At 60.3% G+C, this 20735-nt stretch carries 20 protein-coding genes and 1 pseudogene; 15 read left to right on the top strand and 6 right to left on the bottom strand.

Annotated features, from left to right (window positions below):
- Nucleotides 1-6: 6 nt before the first annotated feature.
- The 5 genes from MTR66_RS09290 to gyrB all read right to left on the bottom strand — a co-directional run bounded on the left by MTR66_RS09290 (nucleotide 7) and on the right by gyrB (nucleotide 8642).
- Nucleotides 7-1533, bottom strand: a complete 1527-nt coding sequence (locus tag MTR66_RS09290) for an ATP-binding protein (RefSeq protein ID WP_243920049.1) — start codon at nucleotides 1531-1533, stop codon at nucleotides 7-9.
- Complete coding sequence (locus MTR66_RS09285) at nucleotides 1533-2048, bottom strand: YfiR family protein (RefSeq protein WP_243920047.1); 516 nt, start codon at nucleotides 2046-2048, stop codon at nucleotides 1533-1535. The genes MTR66_RS09290 and MTR66_RS09285 overlap by 1 nt, the downstream gene beginning before the upstream one ends.
- 13 nt (nucleotides 2049-2061) lie before the next feature.
- Nucleotides 2062-4146, bottom strand: coding sequence for a TonB-dependent receptor plug domain-containing protein (locus MTR66_RS09280; RefSeq protein WP_243920045.1), 2085 nt, complete (start codon nucleotides 4144-4146; stop codon nucleotides 2062-2064).
- 32 nt (nucleotides 4147-4178) lie between these two features.
- The gene (locus MTR66_RS09275) at nucleotides 4179-5813 is read right to left on the bottom strand and encodes a putative bifunctional diguanylate cyclase/phosphodiesterase (protein ID WP_243920043.1); all 1635 of its coding nucleotides are present in this window, start codon (nucleotides 5811-5813) and stop codon (nucleotides 4179-4181) included.
- Nucleotides 5814-6116: 303 nt separating this feature from the next.
- A complete protein-coding gene (gyrB, locus tag MTR66_RS09270; protein WP_243920041.1) occupies nucleotides 6117-8642 on the bottom strand; it encodes a DNA topoisomerase (ATP-hydrolyzing) subunit B in 2526 nt (841 codons plus the stop codon).
- A 451-nt stretch (nucleotides 8643-9093) separates the two neighbouring features.
- On the opposite strand from gyrB, the gene MTR66_RS09265 reads away from it, so the two are divergent.
- From MTR66_RS09265 to MTR66_RS09255, 3 genes are all read left to right on the top strand, one after another.
- Nucleotides 9094-9351, top strand: coding sequence for a hypothetical protein (locus tag MTR66_RS09265; protein WP_243920039.1), 258 nt, complete (start codon nucleotides 9094-9096; stop codon nucleotides 9349-9351).
- A 71-nt stretch (nucleotides 9352-9422) separates the two neighbouring features.
- On the top strand, nucleotides 9423-10982 hold the full coding sequence (gene guaA, locus MTR66_RS09260) for a glutamine-hydrolyzing GMP synthase (protein ID WP_243920037.1): 1560 nt from the start codon (nucleotides 9423-9425) through the stop codon (nucleotides 10980-10982).
- Nucleotides 10983-11230: 248 nt separating this feature from the next.
- Nucleotides 11231-11746, top strand: coding sequence for a phage integrase central domain-containing protein (locus MTR66_RS09255; RefSeq protein ID WP_456094037.1), 516 nt, complete (start codon nucleotides 11231-11233; stop codon nucleotides 11744-11746).
- A gap of 77 nt (nucleotides 11747-11823) precedes the next feature.
- Here the strand turns inward: MTR66_RS09255 and MTR66_RS21360 are convergent.
- Nucleotides 11824-11966, bottom strand: a pseudogene (locus MTR66_RS21360) (IS256 family transposase); the annotation flags it as partial.
- Nucleotides 11967-12266: 300 nt separating this feature from the next.
- On the opposite strand from MTR66_RS21360, the gene MTR66_RS09245 reads away from it, so the two are divergent.
- The 12 genes from MTR66_RS09245 (at nucleotide 12267) to MTR66_RS09190 (ending at nucleotide 20723) form a co-directional block, all read left to right on the top strand.
- Nucleotides 12267-12974, top strand: a complete 708-nt coding sequence (locus tag MTR66_RS09245; RefSeq protein WP_243920028.1) for a flagellar hook-basal body protein — start codon at nucleotides 12267-12269, stop codon at nucleotides 12972-12974.
- Complete coding sequence (locus MTR66_RS09240) at nucleotides 12971-13738, top strand: flagellar hook-basal body protein (RefSeq protein ID WP_243920019.1); 768 nt, start codon at nucleotides 12971-12973, stop codon at nucleotides 13736-13738. Before MTR66_RS09245 ends, MTR66_RS09240 begins: the two co-directional genes overlap by 4 nt.
- Before the next feature lie 62 nt (nucleotides 13739-13800).
- The gene (locus tag MTR66_RS09235) at nucleotides 13801-14196 is read left to right on the top strand and encodes a hypothetical protein (RefSeq protein WP_243920017.1); all 396 of its coding nucleotides are present in this window, start codon (nucleotides 13801-13803) and stop codon (nucleotides 14194-14196) included.
- Nucleotides 14193-14783, top strand: coding sequence for a flagellar basal body L-ring protein FlgH (locus tag MTR66_RS09230; RefSeq protein ID WP_243920008.1), 591 nt, complete (start codon nucleotides 14193-14195; stop codon nucleotides 14781-14783). Before MTR66_RS09235 ends, MTR66_RS09230 begins: the two co-directional genes overlap by 4 nt.
- An 11-nt stretch (nucleotides 14784-14794) precedes the next feature.
- The gene (gene flgI, locus MTR66_RS09225) at nucleotides 14795-15910 is read left to right on the top strand and encodes a flagellar basal body P-ring protein FlgI (RefSeq protein ID WP_243920006.1); all 1116 of its coding nucleotides are present in this window, start codon (nucleotides 14795-14797) and stop codon (nucleotides 15908-15910) included.
- A 7-nt stretch (nucleotides 15911-15917) separates the two neighbouring features.
- Nucleotides 15918-16262, top strand: a complete 345-nt coding sequence (locus MTR66_RS09220) for a flagellar basal body rod protein FlgB (RefSeq protein WP_243920004.1) — start codon at nucleotides 15918-15920, stop codon at nucleotides 16260-16262.
- Complete coding sequence (gene flgC / locus MTR66_RS09215) at nucleotides 16262-16693, top strand: flagellar basal body rod protein FlgC (protein WP_243920002.1); 432 nt, start codon at nucleotides 16262-16264, stop codon at nucleotides 16691-16693. The genes MTR66_RS09220 and flgC overlap by 1 nt, the downstream gene beginning before the upstream one ends.
- Complete coding sequence (gene fliE, locus MTR66_RS09210) at nucleotides 16690-17028, top strand: flagellar hook-basal body complex protein FliE (RefSeq protein WP_243920000.1); 339 nt, start codon at nucleotides 16690-16692, stop codon at nucleotides 17026-17028. Before flgC ends, fliE begins: the two co-directional genes overlap by 4 nt.
- An 18-nt stretch (nucleotides 17029-17046) precedes the next feature.
- Nucleotides 17047-18294, top strand: a complete 1248-nt coding sequence (fliF, locus tag MTR66_RS09205) for a flagellar basal-body MS-ring/collar protein FliF (protein ID WP_243919998.1) — start codon at nucleotides 17047-17049, stop codon at nucleotides 18292-18294.
- Complete coding sequence (locus tag MTR66_RS09200; RefSeq protein WP_243919996.1) at nucleotides 18281-18661, top strand: hypothetical protein; 381 nt, start codon at nucleotides 18281-18283, stop codon at nucleotides 18659-18661. Before fliF ends, MTR66_RS09200 begins: the two co-directional genes overlap by 14 nt.
- On the top strand, nucleotides 18658-19404 hold the full coding sequence (locus MTR66_RS09195; RefSeq protein WP_243919994.1) for a FliH/SctL family protein: 747 nt from the start codon (nucleotides 18658-18660) through the stop codon (nucleotides 19402-19404). Before MTR66_RS09200 ends, MTR66_RS09195 begins: the two co-directional genes overlap by 4 nt.
- Complete coding sequence (locus MTR66_RS09190; protein ID WP_243919992.1) at nucleotides 19404-20723, top strand: FliI/YscN family ATPase; 1320 nt, start codon at nucleotides 19404-19406, stop codon at nucleotides 20721-20723. The genes MTR66_RS09195 and MTR66_RS09190 overlap by 1 nt, the downstream gene beginning before the upstream one ends.
- The last annotated feature ends 12 nt before the right edge of the window (nucleotides 20724-20735 follow it).

Below are 20735 nucleotides of genomic sequence, written 5' to 3'. Positions count from 1 at the left end.
GCCCGGTCATGTCGCGCACTTCGCGTGCGGGGGATTTTCGGCCGGTGCGGTTTCGGCGGCGGAGGTGTCGAGATCGCGCCGGAGCCGCACGATGAATGTCGTGCCATATCCGGCCTCGCTGTTGACCGTGACCGTGCCGCCCAGCAGGGTGACGAAGCGCTTGATCAGCGCCAGTCCCAGCCCGGTGCCGCCATAGCGGCGCGTGGTCGAGGAATCGCTCTGGACGAAAGGCTGGAACAGCCGTTCCAGTTCCTCGCCGCTCATGCCGATGCCGGTATCCGAGACTTCGAAGACCAGATCGGCGTCTTCGGCCCGCGCCGTGATGTCGATAAAACCGTCGCGGGTGAACTTGCAGGCATTGCTGCCCAGATTGAGCAGGCACTGGCGCAGCTTGGTGGAATCGTTGCGGACAGTGCCGAGCGCGGGATCGATTGTGACGGTCAGCGCATTGCCCTGCTTGGCGGCGAGCGGCTGCAGCGTGGCTTCGACCTCGCGCAGCAGGGCAGGCAGGTCGAAGCTGTGCAGGTCCAGCTCCATGCGCCCGGCCTCGATCTTCGACAGGTCGAGCAGGCTGTTGATCAGCTCCAGCAACTGGTGCGAGGATACGTGAATCCAGTTCACATCCTCGACCGAGCGGGCCAGCCCCGCGTTTCCCAGATCCTCGCGCAGGGCTTCGGTATAGCCGATGATGGCATTGAGCGGTGTGCGCAGTTCGTGGCTCATGTTGGCGAGGAAGGCGCTCTTGGCGATATTGGCGGACTCTGCCGCGTCGCGCGCGCTAGCCAGTTCCCCGCTACGCGTTTCAAGCACGTCGAGCATGCGGTTGTAGCTGTGGATCAGGCCGTCGAAATCGGAATCCCCGGTCAGTTCGACGCGGGCATCGAGTTTGCCCGAAACGCGCGCGGACTGAATGGCGGACTGCATGCGGTCGAACGGGCGCGATACCAGGCGGCGCAGGCGGTTGGCGACGTAGATGCCGATTGCCATGCAGACGAAGAAGATCGCTGTCGCGGCCGGAAGCACTTCCTGCAGGATCGACCAGGGCGAGCGGTAGCTGTAGCCGATTTCCAGCTCGGCGATTTTCGCCTTGTCCACCCGGATCGGCATGACCCGCCGCGCGTAATGGGCCGTGATCCCGGCCCACCCCTGCTGGTCGGGATCGACGGCGGACTGGCGCGCCCGGGCCAGATCCTGGCGGGACAGCCCCCGGGCCCGGCGTCCGACGATCATCCGGCCCTGCAGATCGCGCGCCTCGATCCAGGCGATGTTCGGGATCGCATGGGCGGACCGCAGGATCGAATCCACCGTGGCGCGGTCGTCGAAGACTACCGCCGCGCCCAGATTCCCGGCCAGCACTTCGGCCAGCTGGGTATACTGGCGGTCGGACACGTCGTGATAGTGCTTGTACTGCGTGCCGATCAGCCCGGCGATCGATAGCGAAACGGCGGCTGCCATCGCGATCACGCTGAACAGCATCAGTTTCTTGTGAAACGGCTGGCGTGCCAGAAAACCGAAGAGCCGGACTTTCGCCATCAGTTGATGACTCTGGCGGCCAGACGCATGAGCTGCGAACTGAACCGGACGCCCACTTGCCTGGCGGCATGGGCATTGATCGCGAAGCGCGTCTGCCCGCCGAACTTGATCAGGCCGACGGTGCCGTCGTGATCGATGAACGAAGGGCCATCGCCGATGGTGATCTGGCCGCGCCGTAACCGGGGCAAGGCCTCTGCCGCGGTGGAACCGGCATAGATCACATCGCAGCTATCCATGTTGTCGTTCCACGAGGAGACGAACACGACATCGAGCTGGCGCTGGCCGAGGCTGCGCCCGTCGAGCGCCATCAGGTTGCGGGCGATCGCCTCGCTGTCGCGCGTGCACAGCCGCAGCACGTGATGGGTGTCGGGAAAGCTGGCGAAGCGCAGGATGTTGAAGATGATGACGGCTTTGACATTGCCCTGGTTATCGCTTGCCCGCGCTTGCGGCACGCTCGTCAGCAGCAGCACGATGGCGGCCAGACCGTTGGTTCGAAGTTTGGGAAAAAGGGCCATCGCTGTTTGCCGCTCAGAAGCGGACCCGGGTTTCGAGCGTTACGGTGCGCGGCACATAGCCCAGTGGCAGCGGCACGTAGTCCTCGTAGAATTCGAGGCGCCGGTCCTGGAGCAGATGGCTGCCGGTCACGGCGATCTCGATATTGGAGCGCGGCCGGTAGGCGGCCCTCAGATCCAGATCGGTAAAGGCCGGGCGCACCCCGTCGATGGACTTGCTCACATAGTGCAGCGATCCGCCGAGGCTGATCTTGTCGCCGATGTCGTAGGAGGTGGTGGCGCGCAGCTGGCTGTTCGACGAGGAATCGGCGGGCGTGACCACGAAGGAGGGGAAGATGGTGCCGCCGGTTTCCGTCTCGACGTGCAGATCGAGATAGGAATAGGACAGTTCCGTCTTCCATTGCGGGGTGATCTGGCCGGAGAGCACCAGCTCGAAACCCCACGAACGCCCTGTGCCGTTGTTCCCGAAAGTGCTGCGGGCAACGGTGCCCACCGGACCGGGGAACGGCGGGACGACGAGCGGTTCGACGCTGACCGTTTCGGCGGTGACGAGGTGGCTGTACCGGTTCCGGTAGAACGAGAGATCCAGGGACCATGACCGGGACAGCGATGCCCGGGCGCCCGCTTCGAACGAAGTCAGTTCTTCGACGCGGACGTCCTTGTTTCCGCGCAAGATGAACAACAGGGGGGTCTCCTCCGGCCGGGGCGTGTCCGGCTGCCAGATCAGAAGGTTTGCATCCATCTTGCGCTGCTGCAAGAGCGGTGTGCGCACGGCGTGCGAAGCTGCGGCCCAGAACGCCAGACTATCGTTGTACCGGTAGAACAGGCGCAGGCTCGGCTGGGCCTGAAAGCCGCTGAAGTCGTTCACTTCGAATTTGGAACCGGCCGTAAGGGCCAGCTTGCCGGGAACAAGCGCGATCTCGTCCTGGAGGTATCCCGTCAGCCAGTGGTCCGTGTTCGCGCCATTTTCCAGGCGGATCATGCGGCTGCTGGAAACCGTGTCATGGGCGATGCGTCCCGAGATTCCGAAATTCACATCGTGCAGCGAATTCAGGCGCCAATGCCCCTCAAGGCTGGCGTCATAAAGCTCGCGGGTGACACCGGCATCGAATTCGGTGCGGTGGAGCCGGTTGTAGTAAACCTGCCCCACCAGATCGAAATCTTGCGTGAAGCCGTGCTTCCAGCGGGCCAGAACATGCTCGGAATTGAAATTGCTGCGGGGGTGGAGGATGGTTCCCACCGGGCCGTCCTGGGTTACCGAGAGGCCGGTGATCGTTTCCGTGAAATGGCCGCCGGACACTTCGGCCAGCACGACGGCGCTGTCGTTGTCGCTGGGGGCATAGTCCAGCCGGACGCCGCCCAGCGCCCCGTTCCACTTGTCGCCGATGTTCTGGCCGTCCGCCAGTTGCAGGCCCTTCGAATGGCGGTAGGTGCCGTAGAGGCGCACGCCGAGCGAGGGAGAGAGCTGGGCGCCGTATCCCGCCTCGGTCCGCACGTCGCGCGTTCCGGCCTTGAGGTTCAGCCGCAGGCCCTGCGTATCGACGCTCTGCTTGGTGATGATGTTGATCACGCCGTTGATCGAATTGCTGCCCCACAGCGTGCCGCCCGGGCCGCGGATCACTTCGATGCGTTCGATGTCCTGCAGCGGGAATATCGCCTGATCCCAGAACATCCCCGAAATCGCGGTGTTGTAGATCGCCGCGCCATCGACCATCACCAGCAGATTGGAGGCGAAGCGCGAGGAGAACCCTCTGGCGGATATCGTCGAGGTCGATCCTTGCAGTTCGAACACGTCCATTCCCGGCACGCGGCGCAGCAGGTCCGCCAGCGTGCGTGCGCCCGAGCGGCTGATCTGGTCCTGCGAAACGACGTAGACGGCGGCCGGGGCATCGGCGACATGCTGCGCCTTCTTGGCCACCGATGTCACTTCCTGCGAGAGAATGTCCTCCAGCGACATGCCGAGAAGTTCGTCCATCTGCTGCGAAGGAGCGGCGGTCTCAACCGCAGCTGGTTCCTGGGGCTGTGCGGGCGCGGGCAGCACAAACAGGGCCAGTGCCGCGGACAGGGCGCCGATGGCCTTGGTGATGTTTGGTTGCCTCATCGTCTTTTCCGCATCCCAAGGAACGCCGCCGCTTAGGCCGCGCGCCCTACAGATTTTGCCTGAAAGGCATCGACCAGAGCCAGCAATTCGGGTTGTGGCAGCGGCTTGGAAATGAGGTAGCCCTGGATGAAATCGCACCCGGCCTCTTCCAGCAGCTCGACCTGTTCGGGCAGTTCCACGCCTTCGGCCACGACCTGGAAGCCAAGGTCACGCGCCAGGCGGATCATGCCGATGGCGATCGTCCACTTGCGCTGGTCGTTGGCGATGCCGTCGATCAGCGACTTGTCGAGTTTCAGGCGGTCCATCGGCAGCAGCATGAGCTGCGAAAGGTTGGAATAGCCGGTGCCGAAATCGTCCAGCGCAACCGTCACGCCATCGTCACGCAGTTTTTCGAGCCGTTCGAACGAGTGCCCTTCGTCGCGCATGATCGCGGCTTCAGTGATCTCGATCTCGATACGGCTGGGCGCGACGCCATAGTGCTCCAGATTGGCGCGGATCATTGCGATCAGTTCGACCCGCTGGAGCTGCTTGGGCGAAACGTTGATCGAGACTTTCAGGCGGACGCCCTGTTCCTGCCACTGCGCCGCCGTGCGCACGGCTTCGGTCATGACCCAGTCGCCGATCTCGTCGATCAGGCCATGGCTTTCAGCGAAGGGAATGAAATCGCCCGGCATCACCAGCCCGCGCGTGGGGTGGTTCCACCGGATCAGGGCCTCGGCGGTATCGATCCGGCCGGTGCGCAGATTGAGCTGCGGCTGGAAATGGAGTGCGAACTGCCGGTTGGTCAGCGCATGGCGCAGTTCCAGTTCCTTCTTGAGGATCCGGTCGGCATTCGTGCGCATCTTTTCCGTGAAGAAGCAGTAATGGCCGCCGCCCTTGCTCTTGGCGGAATACATCGCGCTGTCGGCCGCGGCGAGAAGCCGGTCGAAACTCTTCTCGCCCTCGCGCCAGAAGGCGATGCCGATGGAGAGGCGGATGCGCAGCGTCTGCAGGCCGACGAAGCAGGGCTCCCCGATCACACGCTGCAACCGCTGGGCAAACCGCTCGACCTGATCGTGCGATAGCTCCCCCGGAAGGAGCATGGCGAATTCATCCCCGCCGATGCGGGCGACAACCGGCTCACAATCGCACGGTGGCGTACCGTCCGCGAAGGCCTGCAGGCGGGTGTCGGTAAAGCTCATGGCGGCAAGGCGCAGGCGGTCGCCGATCGTGGCCAGCACCTGGTCCCCGGCATGGTGGCCCAGCGTGTCATTGATCTTCTTGAATTCGTTGACGTCGAAATAGAGCAGGGCGCCGCTGCGGCAGATGCCGCCAGGCGATGCCAGCATCACTTTCTCGCACTGGGCGCGAAAACTGTTGGCATTGAGCAGGTTCGTCAGACTGTCATGGTGCGCGGTCCATTCCAGCTTGCTGATCCTGTCCTGTAATTGCGGGCGCAGGCGCAGGAGCGCGCTTTCCACGCTCTTGAGGCGGGTGGTTTCCAGGCGCGGGTCCGGACCTTCGAAATCGCAGCCGGCCATCTGGTCGATCGCGCGGCGAATTTTCTCGTGATCGCGCAGGAGCCGCAAGCGCCGCAGCGCCACGAACGTGAATGCAGGCATCGTCAGCAGCAGGCAGGCGAGGACAACCGCGAGTCCGGAATTCCATTGTCCCAAAGCAGAAACCATATCGAGTGCGCTTTCCGTTCAATGAACCGAAACGCCAGTTTGCGTCATTCGCCCGATTGGTCCGTCTAGCCTGACAAGCGCTGAGGAATGGTTATCTGATAAGGTTAAACTTTAGTAAGGGTGCGCGGAAATCCGCCGCTCTTTCCGGAACCGGCGGTAAGGCGCGCACCAAGCGAGCTTTCGTGCCGAAATCCCGGGGCGAGGGTGCAAAAAGCAAAAGCCATTCCCGGTTCGGGCGCAAGTGCCCGGCCGGTCCATGCGTATCTGTTCACGCCTGCCCCTTCATGCAGGGCAGGTGATTTCTCAGACGTCGAGGTTCGCCACGTTGAGCGCGTTTTCCTGAATGAAGTCGCGGCGCGGCTCGACCACGTCGCCCATCAGGCGGGTGAAGATCTCGTCCGTCACGTCGGCGTCTTCCACCTTCACTTGCAGCAGCGAGCGGTTGTCGGGATCCAGCGTGGTTTCCCAGAGCTGCTCGGCGTTCATCTCGCCAAGGCCCTTGTAGCGGGAGATCGACAGGCCCCGGCGCCCGCTGGCCAGCACGGCTTCAAGAAGCTGGCTCGGGCGGGTGATCACGCCTGCGCCCGAAACCGGGCGTGCGGCGGTTTCCTCGCCGTCCTCGCCTGCCGTCTCGGGCTCGGCGCTTTCGGCCCCGGCGCGCACGAAGCGGGCGGTGCCTTCATAGACATCGGCATGTTCGGCGGCGAGGCGGGCCAGCTTGCGCGCTTCGGCGCTGGAGAGGAAGCTGGCCTCGATCTTGTGGTGATCGGTCACGCCGCGCCACAGGCGCTCGACTTCGACGGTGCCGTCTTCGGTCAGGCGGGCGGACCACTTGGCCTCGCCATCGCCGCGATCGAGCCAGGCGGCGGTCTTTTCCAGCGCGGTGGCGCGCGCTGCGGCCGAAAGCTCGGGCTCCAGCGCGCCGGACAGGGCCAGGGCCTCGATGATCACCGGATCGTAGCGGCGCGGGATGAAGGCCATCAGGTTGCGCATGCGGATCGCATGTTCGACCAGCGATTCCAGATCGGGGCCGCTGCGCGCGCCGCCCGCGGTTTCCAGCACGCGCCCGCTCAGGCCCGCTTCCACCAGATAGCGGTCCAGCGCGGCCTGGTCCTTGAGGTAGACTTCGCTGCGGCCCTTGGCGACCTTGAACAGCGGCGGCTGGGCGATGAACAAGTGCCCGGCGCGGATGATCTCGGGCATCTGGCGGTGGAAGAACGTCAGCAGTAGAGTGCGGATGTGTGCGCCGTCGACGTCGGCGTCGGTCATGATGACGATCTTGTGGTAGCGCAGCTTTTCCAGGTTGAAATCGTCGCGGATGCCGGTGCCCATGGCCTGGATCAGCGTGCCGACTTCCTTCGAGGAAATGATACGGTCGAACCGCGCGCGTTCCACATTGAGGATCTTGCCCTTCAAGGGCAGGATCGCCTGCACCTTGCGGTCGCGCCCGCTCTTGGCGGAGCCGCCGGCCGAGTCACCCTCGACCAGGAACAGTTCGCACTGGCTGGGATCGCGCTCCTGGCAGTCGGCGAGCTTGCCGGGCAGGCTGGCGATATCCATCACGCCCTTGCGGCGGGTCAGTTCGCGGGCGCGGCGCGCGGCCTCGCGGGCGGCGGCGGCGTCGATCACCTTCTGGATGATGGCCTTGGCCGTGGCGGGGTTTTCTTCCAGCCAGTCGGTCATCTTGTCGCTCATCAGCGATTCGAGCGGCTGGCGCACTTCGGAGCTGACCAGCTTGTCCTTGGTCTGCGAGGAGAACTTGGGATCGGGCAGCTTGACCGAGACGATCGCGGTCAGGCCTTCGCGCATATCGTCACCCGAAAGCGAGACCTTTTCCTTCTTGAGGAGGCCCGAACGCTCGGCATAGCCGTTGAGCGTGCGCGTCAGCGCGGCGCGGAAGGCGGCGAGGTGAGTGCCGCCGTCGCGCTGCGGGATGTTGTTGGTGAAGCACAGGACGTTTTCGTAGTACGAATCGTTCCATTCGAGCGCGACGTCGATGCCGATGCCGTCCTTCTCGGCCGAGATCGCGATCGGCTCGGGCATCATCGCCTGCTTGTTGCGGTCGAGGAACTGGACGAAGGCCGCAATGCCGCCTTCGTAATAGAGATCGTGCTCGGCCACGTCCTCGTGCCGCTTGTCGCGCAGCAGGATGCGCACGCCCGAATTGAGGAAGGCCAGTTCGCGGTAGCGGTGCTCCAGCTTGTCGAAATCGAATTCGGTGACGTTCTTGAACGTGTCGTGGCTGGCCTGGAAGGTGACGCGGGTACCCTTCTTGAAGCCGTTCGCGTCGGGGTTCTGCTCCACTTTGGGCGCATCGCCGCGCACCACCAGCGGCCCGACCGAATCGCCGTGCTCGAAGCGCATCCAGTGCTCCTTGCCGTCGCGCCAGATGGTGAGTTCCAGCCATTCGGACAGCGCGTTCACCACCGAGACGCCCACGCCGTGCAGGCCGCCGGAGACCTTGTAGGCATTGTCGTCGCTGGTGTTCTCGAACTTGCCGCCCGCGTGGAGCTGGGTCATGATGACCTCGGCGGCCGAGACGCCTTCTTCCTTGTGCATGTCGACCGGGATGCCGCGGCCGTTGTCTTCCACCGAGACCGAACCGTCCGGGTTCAACTCGATCAGCACCAGATCGCAGTGGCCCGCGAGCGCCTCGTCGATGGCGTTGTCCGAAACTTCGAAGACCATGTGGTGCAGGCCGGAACCATCGTCGGTATCGCCGATGTACATGCCGGGGCGCTTGCGTACAGCGTCCAGGCCCTTGAGGACCTTGATCGAATCCGCGCCGTAGGTGTTCTGGTTCTTGCCGTTTTCGGGTTCACTAGCCATGTTCAGCATATAGGGTTTGCGCCTGCCAAACCCAAGCAAAAGCCGCGCGGGGGTGCAGCTTTTCCACAAGAGTCAGCCCGCGGCCGGTCTGCCGCGTGCGCGATCCGTGCCGAAATGAAAAAGGGCGGCCGTGCGGGGCCGCCCTTTTCGGTAATGTCCGGTTCGCTGCCGCGCGCCGTGAAGGCCTCAGGCCAGCGTGATGGCAAAGGCCAGGGCGAATGCGCCAAGGGCCGCGGCGAAGCCGACTGACTTTTCTGCGAGGGTCATGGTTCAATCTCCATAAGGGCTGGGGCTTTGAACCCCTTACCTTGCTTAATATAACCTAGGTTAGTATTTTTACAAGAGGGAATTTCGCGGAAGAAGGGGGGTGGCTGAAACAGGGCCCACAAACGAAAAGGGCGGCCTTTCGGGCCGCCCTCGTCACGCATGCGAATTAAAGGGACACAATTGCATGCTGCGCATTGTTCTCGCTCAGGCGAGGGTAAGCGCAAAAGCCAGCGCGCTGACGCCAAGCGCCGCCGCCAGGCCGAACGTGCGTTCGACGATGGTCATTGGTATTCTCCTGCAAACACCGGTTTCGATTTTTGTTTTGCCTCACGCCCGGTGCCTTTCCGGTCACTCGGGCAGCAGGGGCGAAATAGGCCTTGCTGTAATTATCGCAAATTCAAAAGCAACAATATTGCTTGCATGTTTTGCAACATTCGATTGATTGCCGTGCATCTTCCTCGCAGCGTGCTCAGCCATCTGGACACCCGGGGCGAGTGCGATTAGGTGCCAGCCATGAGTATCCAGACATCTGAATCGGTCCTGATCGTCGATTTCGGCAGCCAGGTAACCCAGTTGATCGCACGCCGCGTGCGCGAGGCGGGCGTCTATTCGGAAATCGCGCCGTTCAACGCCGCCGAAGAAGCCTTCAAGCGCATCGACCCGGCAGGCGTGATCCTGTCGGGCTCTCCGGCCTCCGTTCTGGACGAGGACGGGCCGCGTATTCCCGACGTGATCCTGGAGAGCGGACTTCCGATTCTCGGCATCTGTTATGGCCAGCAGTCGCTGATGCACCAGATGGGCGGCGAAGTGCTGCTGGGCGATGCCGGTGAATTCGGCCGTGCCTTCATCGAAATCGGCGACGAATGCGCGCTGTTCGACGGGCTGTGGCAGGTCGGCGAGAAGCATCAGGTCTGGATGAGCCATGGCGACAAGGTGACGAGCCTTGCCCCCGGCTTCCGCCCCGTCGCCTCCAGCCCCGGCGCGCCTTTCGCGGTGATCGCGAACGATGAAAAGCGCATCTATGCCATGCAGTTCCACCCCGAAGTGGTGCACACGCCCGACGGCGGCAAACTGCTCAAGAACTTCGTGCGCCACGTCTGCGGCCTTGCCGGGGACTGGACGATGGCCGAGTTCCGCAAGACCAAGGTCGCCGAAATCCGCGAGCAGGTGGGTGACAAGCGCGTGATCTGCGGCCTTTCGGGCGGCGTCGATTCCGCCGTGGCCGCGCTGCTGATCCACGAGGCGATCGGCGATCAGCTCACCTGCGTCTTCGTCGACGGCGGCATCCTGCGCATGGGCGAGGCCGAGCAGGTCGTCAGCCTGTTCCGTGGGCACTACAATATCCCGCTGGTCCACGTCGATGCCTCGACCTTGTTCCTCAAGGGGCTGGAAGGCGTCACCGACCCGGAAAAGAAGCGCAAGTTCATCGGCAAGACCTTCATCGACGTGTTCGAGGATGAGGCGAAGAAGATCGGCGGCGCTGAATTCCTCGCGCAGGGCACGCTCTATCCCGACGTGATCGAGAGCGTCTCGTTCACTGGCGGCCCCTCGGTGACGATCAAGAGCCACCACAATGTGGGCGGCCTGCCCGAGCGCATGAACATGAAGCTGGTCGAGCCGCTGCGCGAACTGTTCAAGGACGAAGTGCGCGAGCTGGGCCGCGAACTGGGCCTGCCCGAGATCTTCGTGGGCCGCCATCCGTTCCCCGGCCCAGGCCTCGCCATCCGCATCCCCGGCGAAGTGACGCGCGAGCGCTGCGACATCCTGCGCAAGGCCGATGCGATCTACCTCGAAGAGATCCGCAACGCTGGTCTCTACGATGCGATCTGGCAGGCTTTCGCCGTGCTGCTGCCGGTGAAGACCGTGGGCGTGATGGGCGATGGCCGCACTTATGACAGCGTCTGCGCCCTGCGCGCGGTGACGTCCACCGACGGCATGACGGCGGACATCTACCCCTTCGACGCCGCCTTCCTTTCGCGCGTGGCGACCCGCATCATCAACGAGGTGAAGGGCATCAACCGCGTGGTCTACGACTATACCTCGAAGCCGCCCGGCACGATCGAGTGGGAGTGATTCTGAGCCCTCCAGAGAGGGCCGAAGATACGCCAGGATACGACGCAACTGGTTGATAAAAAATAATTTATTACCGATAGCATTCGAAGACAATCGGTGGGTGGCCTTCACGTCCGTTGTACGGACTGACGGTACCGGCTCCCCTTGTCTCATTCAAATTTGCTCGGTACCGTCAGGGTCAACACAGCCCCTGACGGTATTTTCATCGCGGAGATACGCAAATTCTCACCGATGCGGCACTCAAACACATGAAACCAAAAGACAAACCCTACAAGGTTGCCGACCGTGACGGCATGTACGCGATTGTCAGCAGAGGCGGTACCATCCGTTCCGCCTGGACTACCGCTCCCATGGCGGGCAGCACCCGCGCCATGCGCAGGTCCATCTTCGAGCGCGATCTACTTCCCGTATGGCGCAGCCGACTCCTGACCGAGATCACGCCCGGAGACCTGCGCGAGCATTGCCTCAAGATCGTGGATCGCGGAGCGCCGGCAACCGCAATCCACGTCCGTGACATCGTGAAGCAAATTTATGGCTTTGCCATCCTGCATGGCGAGAAAAATCAAGAACCCTGCCGACGAAGTCGGACCCGCTTCCATCGCAACATTCAAGCCCAAGGACCGCTCTCTCAGCCCTTCCGAGATTCGCGTCCTCTTCCGTGTCACCGATCATGTCGGGACACTGCCGACCATCAGGCTCGGTGTGAAATTTTTCCTCCTCTCGATGGTCCGAAAGAGCGAGTTGCAGGATGCCGTCTGGGATGAGGTGGATTTCGAGAACGCGGTGTGGTCGATCCCGAAAGAGCGCATGAAGCGATCCAAGCCGCATAATGTTTACCTCTACGAGTCCCATAAGGTGCCCCCGTCTTCGCCTCGATCTCCAGATCCGTCATGCACTCGGCGGCGAATGTCAGCATCTCGCGCACCAAATCGCAGTCACCCCTTGCTCAATCAGCTCAACAAGGGCCATTCTGTCATCGCTTATCGTCTTCTTCTCTCGGTTCGAGTTCGCATCCGAACTCTACCAGAAGCTCGACGGTGGCCGTCCAATCAAGGAAACCTTCCTACACCACCCTGTGGGACACGACCACGAGTGGTGGTGGTTTTCGTCTGATACAAAGCATATTGGCAAAGGTCCGCATGTGCGATTGACTGAGGGGAGTGACAATTTGTTAACCCATTGGGTTTGTTGCTTGACACCCGTCAGTGCCAAGTTAGAGCCGGGCGACTTCGACGCGAACGGGCAGCCGAAGCTCAAAGCGCGGATGTAATTTGGAGGTGGGGAATGTCAGCTCTCGTCGACGTGGCGGCGTCGGTTTTGCTGTCCAATGAGCGTCGCATAGAGACCATTGCTCAGAATATAGCCAATTTGCAGTCCTTTGGGTATAAATCTCAGAAGATGAAGAATGTTTCGTCAGTTGAGGCGAAGCCTTTTTCTCAGGTTTTGTCCGAAACCGTTGTTGGTGCCGATTTTTCCCAAGGCCGTCTGATTCAGACGAGCAATTCCACCGATCTGGCCATTTCTGGGCGGGGCGCGTTTCTGGTGCGCCGCGGCGAGGAACTTGTTTTCACGAGAAATGGTGGGTTCACTGTATTAGGGGACGGAGTTCTCGTGAACAGCGAGGGTATGGTGCTCCAGCAAGTTGGTGGAGGAGATCTCGTTGTGCCCAATTCTCCTCTCCAGGTGAAGGAGGACGGTACGGTTGTGTCTGAGGGCCGTGTCGTGGGGGCCATCGGACTTTATGAACCTGACGCGAAAGGTTTTATTTCCAATCCAGGCGGTGGCTACACGGATGCCGGTGCCACGCCAGTTGCCGATGGTGAGACGATCGTGAGGCAAGGGATGCGAGAGGCGTCGAATGTCGTTCTCAGTGACGAAATGGTCAACCTGATGGCGGCGTCGCGCCTTGCTGAGAGCGGCGCCCAGGTCATGCGGCAATACGATAATCTGCTCGGGCAGGCGATCAGCACTTTCAGTGGAACTGGACGATGAACGGGGCATTTGAAATTGGCGCGGTAGCGCTTGATGCGCAGCAACGGGCATTGAATGTCCTTGCCAATAACGTGGCGAACATGAACACGCCGGCTTTTCGCAGGCAAGATACGCAGTTCGCCGCAGTGATGGCTCAGACGTCAATGTCTGCGATGTCAGAAGCTGGCCAGGCCACGGAAGCGTCACCGGCTGCGGGCGGTGTGCGTTTTGCCGCGCGCCCAACGCTCGACGTTCCCGGGGAGGTGCGTCAGACTGGCAGCGCTTTGGACGTCGCCATCGATGGATCAGGCTTCATTGAGCTTATGGCGCCTCATGGGCGATCACTGCTCTGGCGAGGCGGAACTCTTGTAGTCAACGAAGACGGTATGCTGGCGTCCGCCAACGGCTATCCGCTGGCGGACGCGATCCGGGTTCCTGACGATGCCAGTAAACTCAAGATTGCTTCAGACGGCCAAATTACGGCGACTGGATCTGACGGAAGGTCTCTTCAACTTGGTCAACTGACTTTGCTTCGCACGCAGGGGGCGATTGAGCAGTTGGATGATGGTCTTTATCGGGCCGGCGAAGGAAGCAGGGTAATTGAGGTGATGCCAGGCGAGGATGGCGCGGGGCAGATTCGCCAAGGGTTTCTTGAAGCATCGAACGTCGATCTGACACGGGAAATGGTCGACATGTTGATGATTCAGCGCGCTTATTCGGCCAATGCCCAGGTAATTTCCGCTGCTGATCAGCTTGCCTCAATCACAAACAGCCTGAAACGTTAGTTCGAAGCGGCCCTTCGTTGTTCAGCTTCACTTTCATCCTTGCAGGCTTGTTGTCTGCCCCCATGCTTGATGGCGCGCGTCGTCAGCCTTGCTTCGAGACTGCACGTAACGTCCTGGCTGGTGAAATCATCACGGTCTCCGACGTGCGGAAGGTCGCTTGCGGCAGCGACAAGAATGCGGCTCCACTGCGCTTCGATGCCGGTTTTCAGATCTTTTGTGCCATTGTAGATTTGCCTGCCGCAACCTTTCTTGGCGCAATTACGCCCGCGCCCGCCGGAAGCGTCAATGCCGGAACCAAGTTGTACTTTGTGATGGGTGCCGGACCAGTGCGAATACAGCGGACGGTGACTGCCTTGCAGCCCGCAAAGCCGGGTGAGCGTCTCTACGTTCGTGGCGCGGATGGCCGCTCTTTTGTGACCATATTCAGGCCTGGTAGCGCTGGGAGTGGCGAGGAATGAGTGCAGGGCGGTGCAAGGGGGGCGTAGCGCTGCTGGCTGCGATCTTCGTTTTTTCTACAAATGGCGCGCAGGCCGAGCAGCTGTACCACGATGAGCGTTGGGCGGCGATGGCGTCCGACCGTCGAGCATCCGAAGTCGGGGACATCATTACCATCGTCATCCACGAACGCGCCAATGCCTCCAATCGTGTGCGCAACAAGTCTGACAAGTCTTCTGCTGTTGGGGGTAGTATCAGCGGCGGGGCGCTCAACGAGACGGGGGCCTTGAACTTCGGAGGAAGCTATTCTGGTGGGGGAGAAGTAACCCGCACCGAGGAGTTCCAAACGCTTATCAGCGCTCAGATCATGGAAGTTCTTCCAAACGGCGATTTCATGATCGAAGGTCACCAGAACATGCAGATAAACGGGGAAAAGCGGGACATAATTGTCCGCGGACGTATACGGCAGGCGGATATATCCAGCGACAATGCGGTGCTTTCTTCCCGCATTGCCGACGCCCAGATCAATTACGATGGCAGGGGATTCCTGAGCCGCAGCGCCAAACCCGGCCTTCTGAACAAGATCTTCAGCTTTCTGGGTATCGGCTGATGGGGAGGCATTTGCGTACCCAAATTCTCGCGTGCCTCGCTTTTCTGCTTTTTCCTGCAGCGGAACCTGCCGTCGCGCAGGAAGTACCTCTGAAAGCACTGGGTCATTTTGACGGATGGCGCGACAACTCGCTCATCGGTTATGGACTTGTTACAGGGCTCGCGGGGACCGGTGACAGTCCCCGCAATGAGGTTACGAAACAGGCGCTTCGCAATGTGCTCAGCCGCCTTGGCTCGACTGTCAGCGACGACCAGATCAACAGTCGAAATGTTGCAGTGGTCATTGTCACGGGAACACTACCTGCTTCTGCCAACGCGGGTGATCACATTGATGTCAACGTGACCTCGATCGGTGATGCTCGTTCACTTGCAGGTGGAACATTGCTGATGACCCCGCTGATGGCGGCTGACCAGAACACTTATGCACTTGCGCAAGGGCCCATTACCGTAGGCGGCTACGCATTCGAGGCCAATTATAACCGGGAGCAGCGTAATTATCCCAATTCTGCGACGCTGGCGGATGGTGCAACAGTGGAACGCACGGTCGATGCGCGCATCGCCGTGAAGGAGGGGGAAATTTCTTTCCTGCTGCGCGATGCCAGCTTTACTAATGCCAACCGCATTGCGGAGCGCATCAACCAAGTGTTCGGGGGTGGCGCTGCGCATGTGGAAAATGCGGATCGCGTGAACATCCGTGTTGGTGGCTCAGAAGCTACACTTCCTCAGATGGCAGCGCGCATCGAAAACTTGACGGTTTTCCCCGAGACGAGCCCAAGGGTGGTTATCAACGAACGAACCGGCACGGTCGTGGCCGGCGGCAATGTGCGGCTCAGCAGCGTGGTTATTAGTCAAGGCGATGTAAAGGTATCGATCAAGACTGAAAATGCCGCGTCGCAGCCTAATTTTGTTTATGGCTTCGCCAGTGATGTGCAGAGCCTGATCGTCAGCAACACCAAAGTCGAGGTCGACGATGGGCGCAACAATGTCGCGATGTCGTTTCCGAACAGTACCGTTGCTGATCTTGTGCGTAGCCTAGCCAAGGCTGGAATAGATACTCGACGGATTATTTCTATCCTGCAAGCCATCAAGGCGAGCGGCGCGCTTTACGCAGATATCATCGTTCAGTGAGGTAGGCATGGGTTCTCAGTACACGGTAGCGCTGGTCGGCAAAGTTCTGGACGCGCTTAATCTCAGGCAGATTACAACCGCGCAGAATATCGCGAACGCCAACTCTGCGCACTACGTGCCAAAAGACGTTTCGTTTGAGGCAAGCTTGGCACGTGCGGCAGCCGAAGGCCCGGATGCTGTGCGAAGGTTTTCGGCAGAGGTGACTGCTCGCCCCTTCAACACAGACCAGCAGGAACTGAGGCTCGATCTGGAAATGCAGACAGCCTCGGCAACAGCGCAGCGCTATTCTGCCTTGTCCGACCTCTTGGGAAGGGAAATGGAAATTCAACGCCTGGCAACAAGGGGGCAGTAATGGAAGCTGCAGAAATAAGCCGCTCCGGGCTTGATGTCGAGTGGACAAGGCTGCGGGTCGTTGCCGAGAATATTGCCAACATCAACAGCTCCGGGCCTGCAAATGGCAAGGGCTATGTTGCACGCCAACTCGTTTCTGGTCCTGTCGAGGATTTTCCGGCGACGCTGGACCGGATGATGCGCGAGCCAATGCCAGCTCGCGGCGTTACTGTTTATGGCATCGAGGCAAGACGGGACGGATCAAAGCGAGTCTATGCGCCTAACGATCCACAAGCGGACAAGCAGGGGTTCATCACTGAGCCGAACGTTAGTCTGGCGACAGAGATGACCGAGATGCTCAAGGCCGGGCGCGCCTATCAAGCGAACCTCGTGGCGTTGTCTTCTGCGCAGGACATGTATGCAAGCGCTCTCAAGATTGGAGGAAGGGCATGACCGAAACGGTGCCGGTCGCAGCGATTTCCGCTCTTGACCCTATCGCATCTTCTGAGAGCACCTTCCCGTCTGCTGCCATCGCGGCTTCTTCCGATGGATTGGCGGCGCAGCCGGCGAACTTTGTGAACTTTCTGGAACAGACAGTGCGTTCTGCTGATGCGAAAGTCGGTGAGGCTGATCGACTGGTCCAGAAATTTGCCGTCGATGAGAACAGTGTGCCCATCCATCAAGTGGCGATCGCGCTCGAGCAGGCTCGCCTTTCCGTGGAATTGATGGTGCAAGTTCGTGCCCGGGCGCTTGAGGCTTACCGTGATCTCATGAACATGCAGGTCTGACAAAGATAACTTAACGCCATGCCACGCAACCAGATACGCCTGTTCGCCACCGTTTTTGCGGTCATAATCGCATTGCTGATTGGTATCTATTTCCTGTTTTTGCGCCCCTCCTACGCGCCTCTGTTCAATGGGATCAGGCAGGCCGATACTGCCGCGATCATTGGCGAGCTGGACAAGCAGGGCATTTCCTATCGGCTGGCTGACGGCGGATCGACGATCCTTGTTCCGGAAAATGACGTTGAGCAAGCCCGCGTTAAAATTGCGGGTTCTGGTTTGCCGATGGCAGGTACGGTGGGCTTCGAGCTGTTCAACGAATCTGACATGGGCCTCACGGAGTTCGCACAAAAGATCAATTATTTACGGGCCCTTCAAGGGGAGCTGGCCCGGACTATTATGTCGATGGACGAGGTTCGTGAAGCGCGCGTTCACATCTCGCTTCCGCAAAGGGCATTGTTTCAAAAGGACAGCAGTGTCCCGCGCGCGGCGGTAACAATTCACACCATGCACGAAGCTGCTCTTTCGGAAGATCAGGTGCAAGGGATCCAGAGGTTGGTTGCAGCCGCCGTGCCGGACATGAACGTGAACAGTGTGACTGTTCTCGATCATTTGGGTCAACTTGTCAGCAAGACCTATGTTGCCAATTCCGATATCACCGGAGGAACGGACGAGCATTCTGCACTTGAAACTTACTTTGGAGCCAGGGTCTCGCGTGTTCTGCGTGGCGTGGTTTCCTTGCCTTTCGAAGTCGATGTCGTGGCATTTCGAACAGCGAGTGATGGAAACAAGGACAGTCAAAGTTCTGACGTTGATGGCGCGGATTTGGGCGATAGCCGTACGATGTCTATTCCAAGATCGAAGGATTTTCGCTTTAGGATCACTGTGTGGACCCAGCAGCCGCTTGAACCGGGTGTTCGGGAGGATGTTCGTCATGCCGTTGCTTCGGACCTCGACGCAGATTTCGGCGGAAAGGATGAGATAGACTTTTCCGAACGCCCATTGGGCGAAGGCCTGTCTGCGGCAGTTGGGCGTATCCAGTCGCCGTCAGCTGGACATGAATCCAACCGCGAGATGTCCAAGGAGGGAATTCCTGCGGTTCAGGTCGGGCGTGCCATGTGGGTTGCGGCAGCCCTAGCGATGGCCTTGCTGACGTTCTTCCTGATTGTCATGCGGCGCGGAACCTTATCAAAGGATGATCGAGAGCAGTTTGCGGAGTTGCTCAAGCGCGAGCTTGCACGTGATCGCGAGGTGGCAGATGGTGCAGCTTGAAAGCAACATGCACCATCTGCTGGAGCGTTTGCATTGCCTACCCCGTGCTGATCGCAAGGCCATAGTCGCACATCTTTCATTTGATGAGCGCTTGCAGTTGGAGCGTCTGCAAGCTGATGAGAGCCATACCGCGGAGGTACTTCCGCAGGGCAATCCAGGTTTGCTCTATTCGCCTTGGCTCCAAGGTTTTGTTGCCATGGCGCGTCAGCAAGGCGAGGAAAACGTCCTCACATCTTTGACACGAGAAGCAATCGTCGAGGTGTGCGCATCGGACACATACGACCCGGAGCCAGTTGCTGAACCAGCGAATCGTAGTTTGCTTGACCGGGTCTGGCACCTCATTTCTGGTGCAGGAGCAGGGCGGTGACGCGCGTGATCAAATCGGCGCAGGTGGACGGCACTGCTTGGCTCGCCGGGTTGCCTAGGCGGCGCGAATGTCAAAACCAAAGCGAGGTGCTGCCGAGGCAATCACCTCTCACGTCTGCGGTGCCGTCCAGTCAGGAAGCATTGGCCCTGGCAGACCGCGCTTCAGTCGAGTTGGAGATGCACGGAACAATCGGGGAATTGCGAAACGATGCCGAGCGGCTGCGTGAAGAGCTCTCCGAAATGCGGCGCAGTATGCCTGAACAGTTGCGGCGGGCTGAAGAAGCCGGCCGCCTTGCAGGAATTCAGGAAGTCTCGCGCGACGATGAGGCGCGAACGAAGGCCTTAGGCCAGGCTCTTCTGGCACTGCAAGATGAGGCGGGCACGGCGTTAGCGCGTCTGGAGCGTCTGGCTGTGATCCTGAGTGAAGATGTGCTGGCGAAACTGCTGGACGATCCTTCTCGCTACGCAGAACTCCTTGAGGGAATGATAGCGCGGCAGTGCGAAGTGCTTGAAAAAGAGCTCATCACTGAAGTTCTGGTCAGCGCCGAAGACTTTCCGAATGAACACGCGCTCGAGAGCATCGTCGCATGTGCACCCAACACTCGGGTCTTGCGCGACGAGGCGCTGGCATCGGGGCGTTGCCAGTTGAAGTTGAAGCTAGGCTACGTCGACCTTTCGGTGCCGCAGGTACGCGACAAGGTGATGGACTTCCTGGGCGGACTTAGTGAGTCCGGAAGCGTGTGATGTATCACCCTTTTCTCAACGCCGTACGTAACTGGCATCCCTTGGAATATTGCGGAACCGTGACCCGGATAGCGAGCGGTCTGGTCGACGCAGATGGCCCCATGGCTTGCGTAGGCGACTATTGCGAAATCGAGGGGCGCAACGGAACACGGGATGTCTTGTGTGAAGTTGTTTCGGTGGAGCCCGGCCGTATTCGACTGTCGCCCCTGCATCCTGTCTCAGGTATCGGTCTTGGAGCCAGAGTGCGTCAAAATGACCGGCATGTTGGCATTCCTGTTGGGGACGATTTCGCGGGACGTGCTGTCAATGCCTTGGGTGAAGCGGTCGATGCGGGTCCAGCCATCTCAGCAGATCGCTACGCGATGCGTGACAGCGGCGCGGTCGCGATGCTTGACCGATATGTTCACCGGGAACAACTTGCGACAGGTGTAAAGGCGATTGACGCATTCATACCGCTTGCGACGGGCCAGCGTATTGGCATCTTTGCAGCAAGCGGTGTGGGTAAAACCAGTCTGGTGGAGCAGTTGTCTAGCCAGATCGAATGCGACCACACAATCTTGTGCCTGATCGGTGAGAGGGGGCGGGAAGCTGAAGGCTTTTGGAGCAACGGCCTCTCTTCCGAGGTTCGTTCGCGAACGACACTCGTCGCAGCGACATCGGATGAAAGCGCGAGCTTGCGGATTCGTGCAATCGAACAAGCGCTTTGTCTGGCGGAGTTCTGGCGAGGAAAAGGGCGACGCGTCGTCCTCTTTGTCGACTCTATAACGCGGCTGGCGCTTGCGCTGCGAGAGATTGGGCTTGCCTCGGGTGAGCCCCCCACGGTTCGAGGATACACGCCCAACATTTTTGCTGCGATGCCGCGGATTGTCGAAAGATGTGGTGCGGACCGCAATGGCGGAGCAATCACCGCCATATTCACTGTTCTTGCCGAAACCGACGATCTTGATGATCCAATCGTGGAACTAATGAAGTCGCTTCTGGACGGGCATATCATGCTGTCTCGCGACTTGGCCGAACGCGGAGTTTTTCCTGCAATCGACATCAGCGCGAGTATCAGCCGTTTGGCCAGCGCGATTCTGTCGCCGGCGGGGCAGTGCAGAGCAGAGTCTGTCCGGCGCATATTGGCTGACTTTAACGAGGTTCGCCCAATGCTTGACAGTGGTCTCTATAAGGCGGGCGTCAATCACGAAATCGATCAGGCGGTGCGGTTGTATCCGCAAATTCGCGATGTTCTTCGACAGCCTATGAACGAGAACTGGTCATTGCCGCGCACAGCAGATCGGATTGACGAGGTTTTGGCAGGAGTGCGGCGGCTGTGAAAAAACGCCGAA

It is taken from the genome of Novosphingobium beihaiense (assembly GCF_022832375.1).
Taxonomy (GTDB): domain Bacteria; phylum Pseudomonadota; class Alphaproteobacteria; order Sphingomonadales; family Sphingomonadaceae; genus Novosphingobium; species Novosphingobium beihaiensis.
This window is presented reverse-complemented; position numbering and strand designations above follow the sequence as displayed.

Excerpts from the sequence above, each read along its gene's own strand:
- MTR66_RS09190 (WP_243919992.1), top strand. The coding sequence starts at position 19,404 with ATGTATCACCCTTTTCTCAACGCCGTACGTAACTGGCATCCCTTGGAA.
- MTR66_RS09230 (WP_243920008.1), top strand. The coding sequence starts at position 14,193 with ATGAGTGCAGGGCGGTGCAAGGGGGGCGTAGCGCTGCTGGCTGCGATC.
- MTR66_RS09255 (WP_456094037.1), top strand. The coding sequence starts at position 11,231 with ATGAAACCAAAAGACAAACCCTACAAGGTTGCCGACCGTGACGGCATG.
- MTR66_RS09220 (WP_243920004.1), top strand. The coding sequence starts at position 15,918 with ATGGGTTCTCAGTACACGGTAGCGCTGGTCGGCAAAGTTCTGGACGCG.
- MTR66_RS09290 (WP_243920049.1), bottom strand. The coding sequence starts at position 1,533 with ATGGCGAAAGTCCGGCTCTTCGGTTTTCTGGCACGCCAGCCGTTTCAC.
- fliF (WP_243919998.1), top strand. The coding sequence starts at position 17,047 with ATGCCACGCAACCAGATACGCCTGTTCGCCACCGTTTTTGCGGTCATA.
- gyrB (WP_243920041.1), bottom strand. The coding sequence starts at position 8,642 with ATGGCTAGTGAACCCGAAAACGGCAAGAACCAGAACACCTACGGCGCG.
- MTR66_RS09245 (WP_243920028.1), top strand. The coding sequence starts at position 12,267 with ATGTCAGCTCTCGTCGACGTGGCGGCGTCGGTTTTGCTGTCCAATGAG.
- guaA (WP_243920037.1), top strand. The coding sequence starts at position 9,423 with ATGAGTATCCAGACATCTGAATCGGTCCTGATCGTCGATTTCGGCAGC.
- MTR66_RS09235 (WP_243920017.1), top strand. The coding sequence starts at position 13,801 with ATGCTTGATGGCGCGCGTCGTCAGCCTTGCTTCGAGACTGCACGTAAC.
- MTR66_RS09280 (WP_243920045.1), bottom strand. The coding sequence starts at position 4,146 with ATGAGGCAACCAAACATCACCAAGGCCATCGGCGCCCTGTCCGCGGCA.
- MTR66_RS09275 (WP_243920043.1), bottom strand. The coding sequence starts at position 5,813 with ATGGTTTCTGCTTTGGGACAATGGAATTCCGGACTCGCGGTTGTCCTC.
- MTR66_RS09200 (WP_243919996.1), top strand. The coding sequence starts at position 18,281 with ATGGTGCAGCTTGAAAGCAACATGCACCATCTGCTGGAGCGTTTGCAT.
- flgC (WP_243920002.1), top strand. The coding sequence starts at position 16,262 with ATGGAAGCTGCAGAAATAAGCCGCTCCGGGCTTGATGTCGAGTGGACA.
- fliE (WP_243920000.1), top strand. The coding sequence starts at position 16,690 with ATGACCGAAACGGTGCCGGTCGCAGCGATTTCCGCTCTTGACCCTATC.
- MTR66_RS09265 (WP_243920039.1), top strand. The coding sequence starts at position 9,094 with ATGCTGCGCATTGTTCTCGCTCAGGCGAGGGTAAGCGCAAAAGCCAGC.
- MTR66_RS09240 (WP_243920019.1), top strand. The coding sequence starts at position 12,971 with ATGAACGGGGCATTTGAAATTGGCGCGGTAGCGCTTGATGCGCAGCAA.
- MTR66_RS09285 (WP_243920047.1), bottom strand. The coding sequence starts at position 2,048 with ATGGCCCTTTTTCCCAAACTTCGAACCAACGGTCTGGCCGCCATCGTG.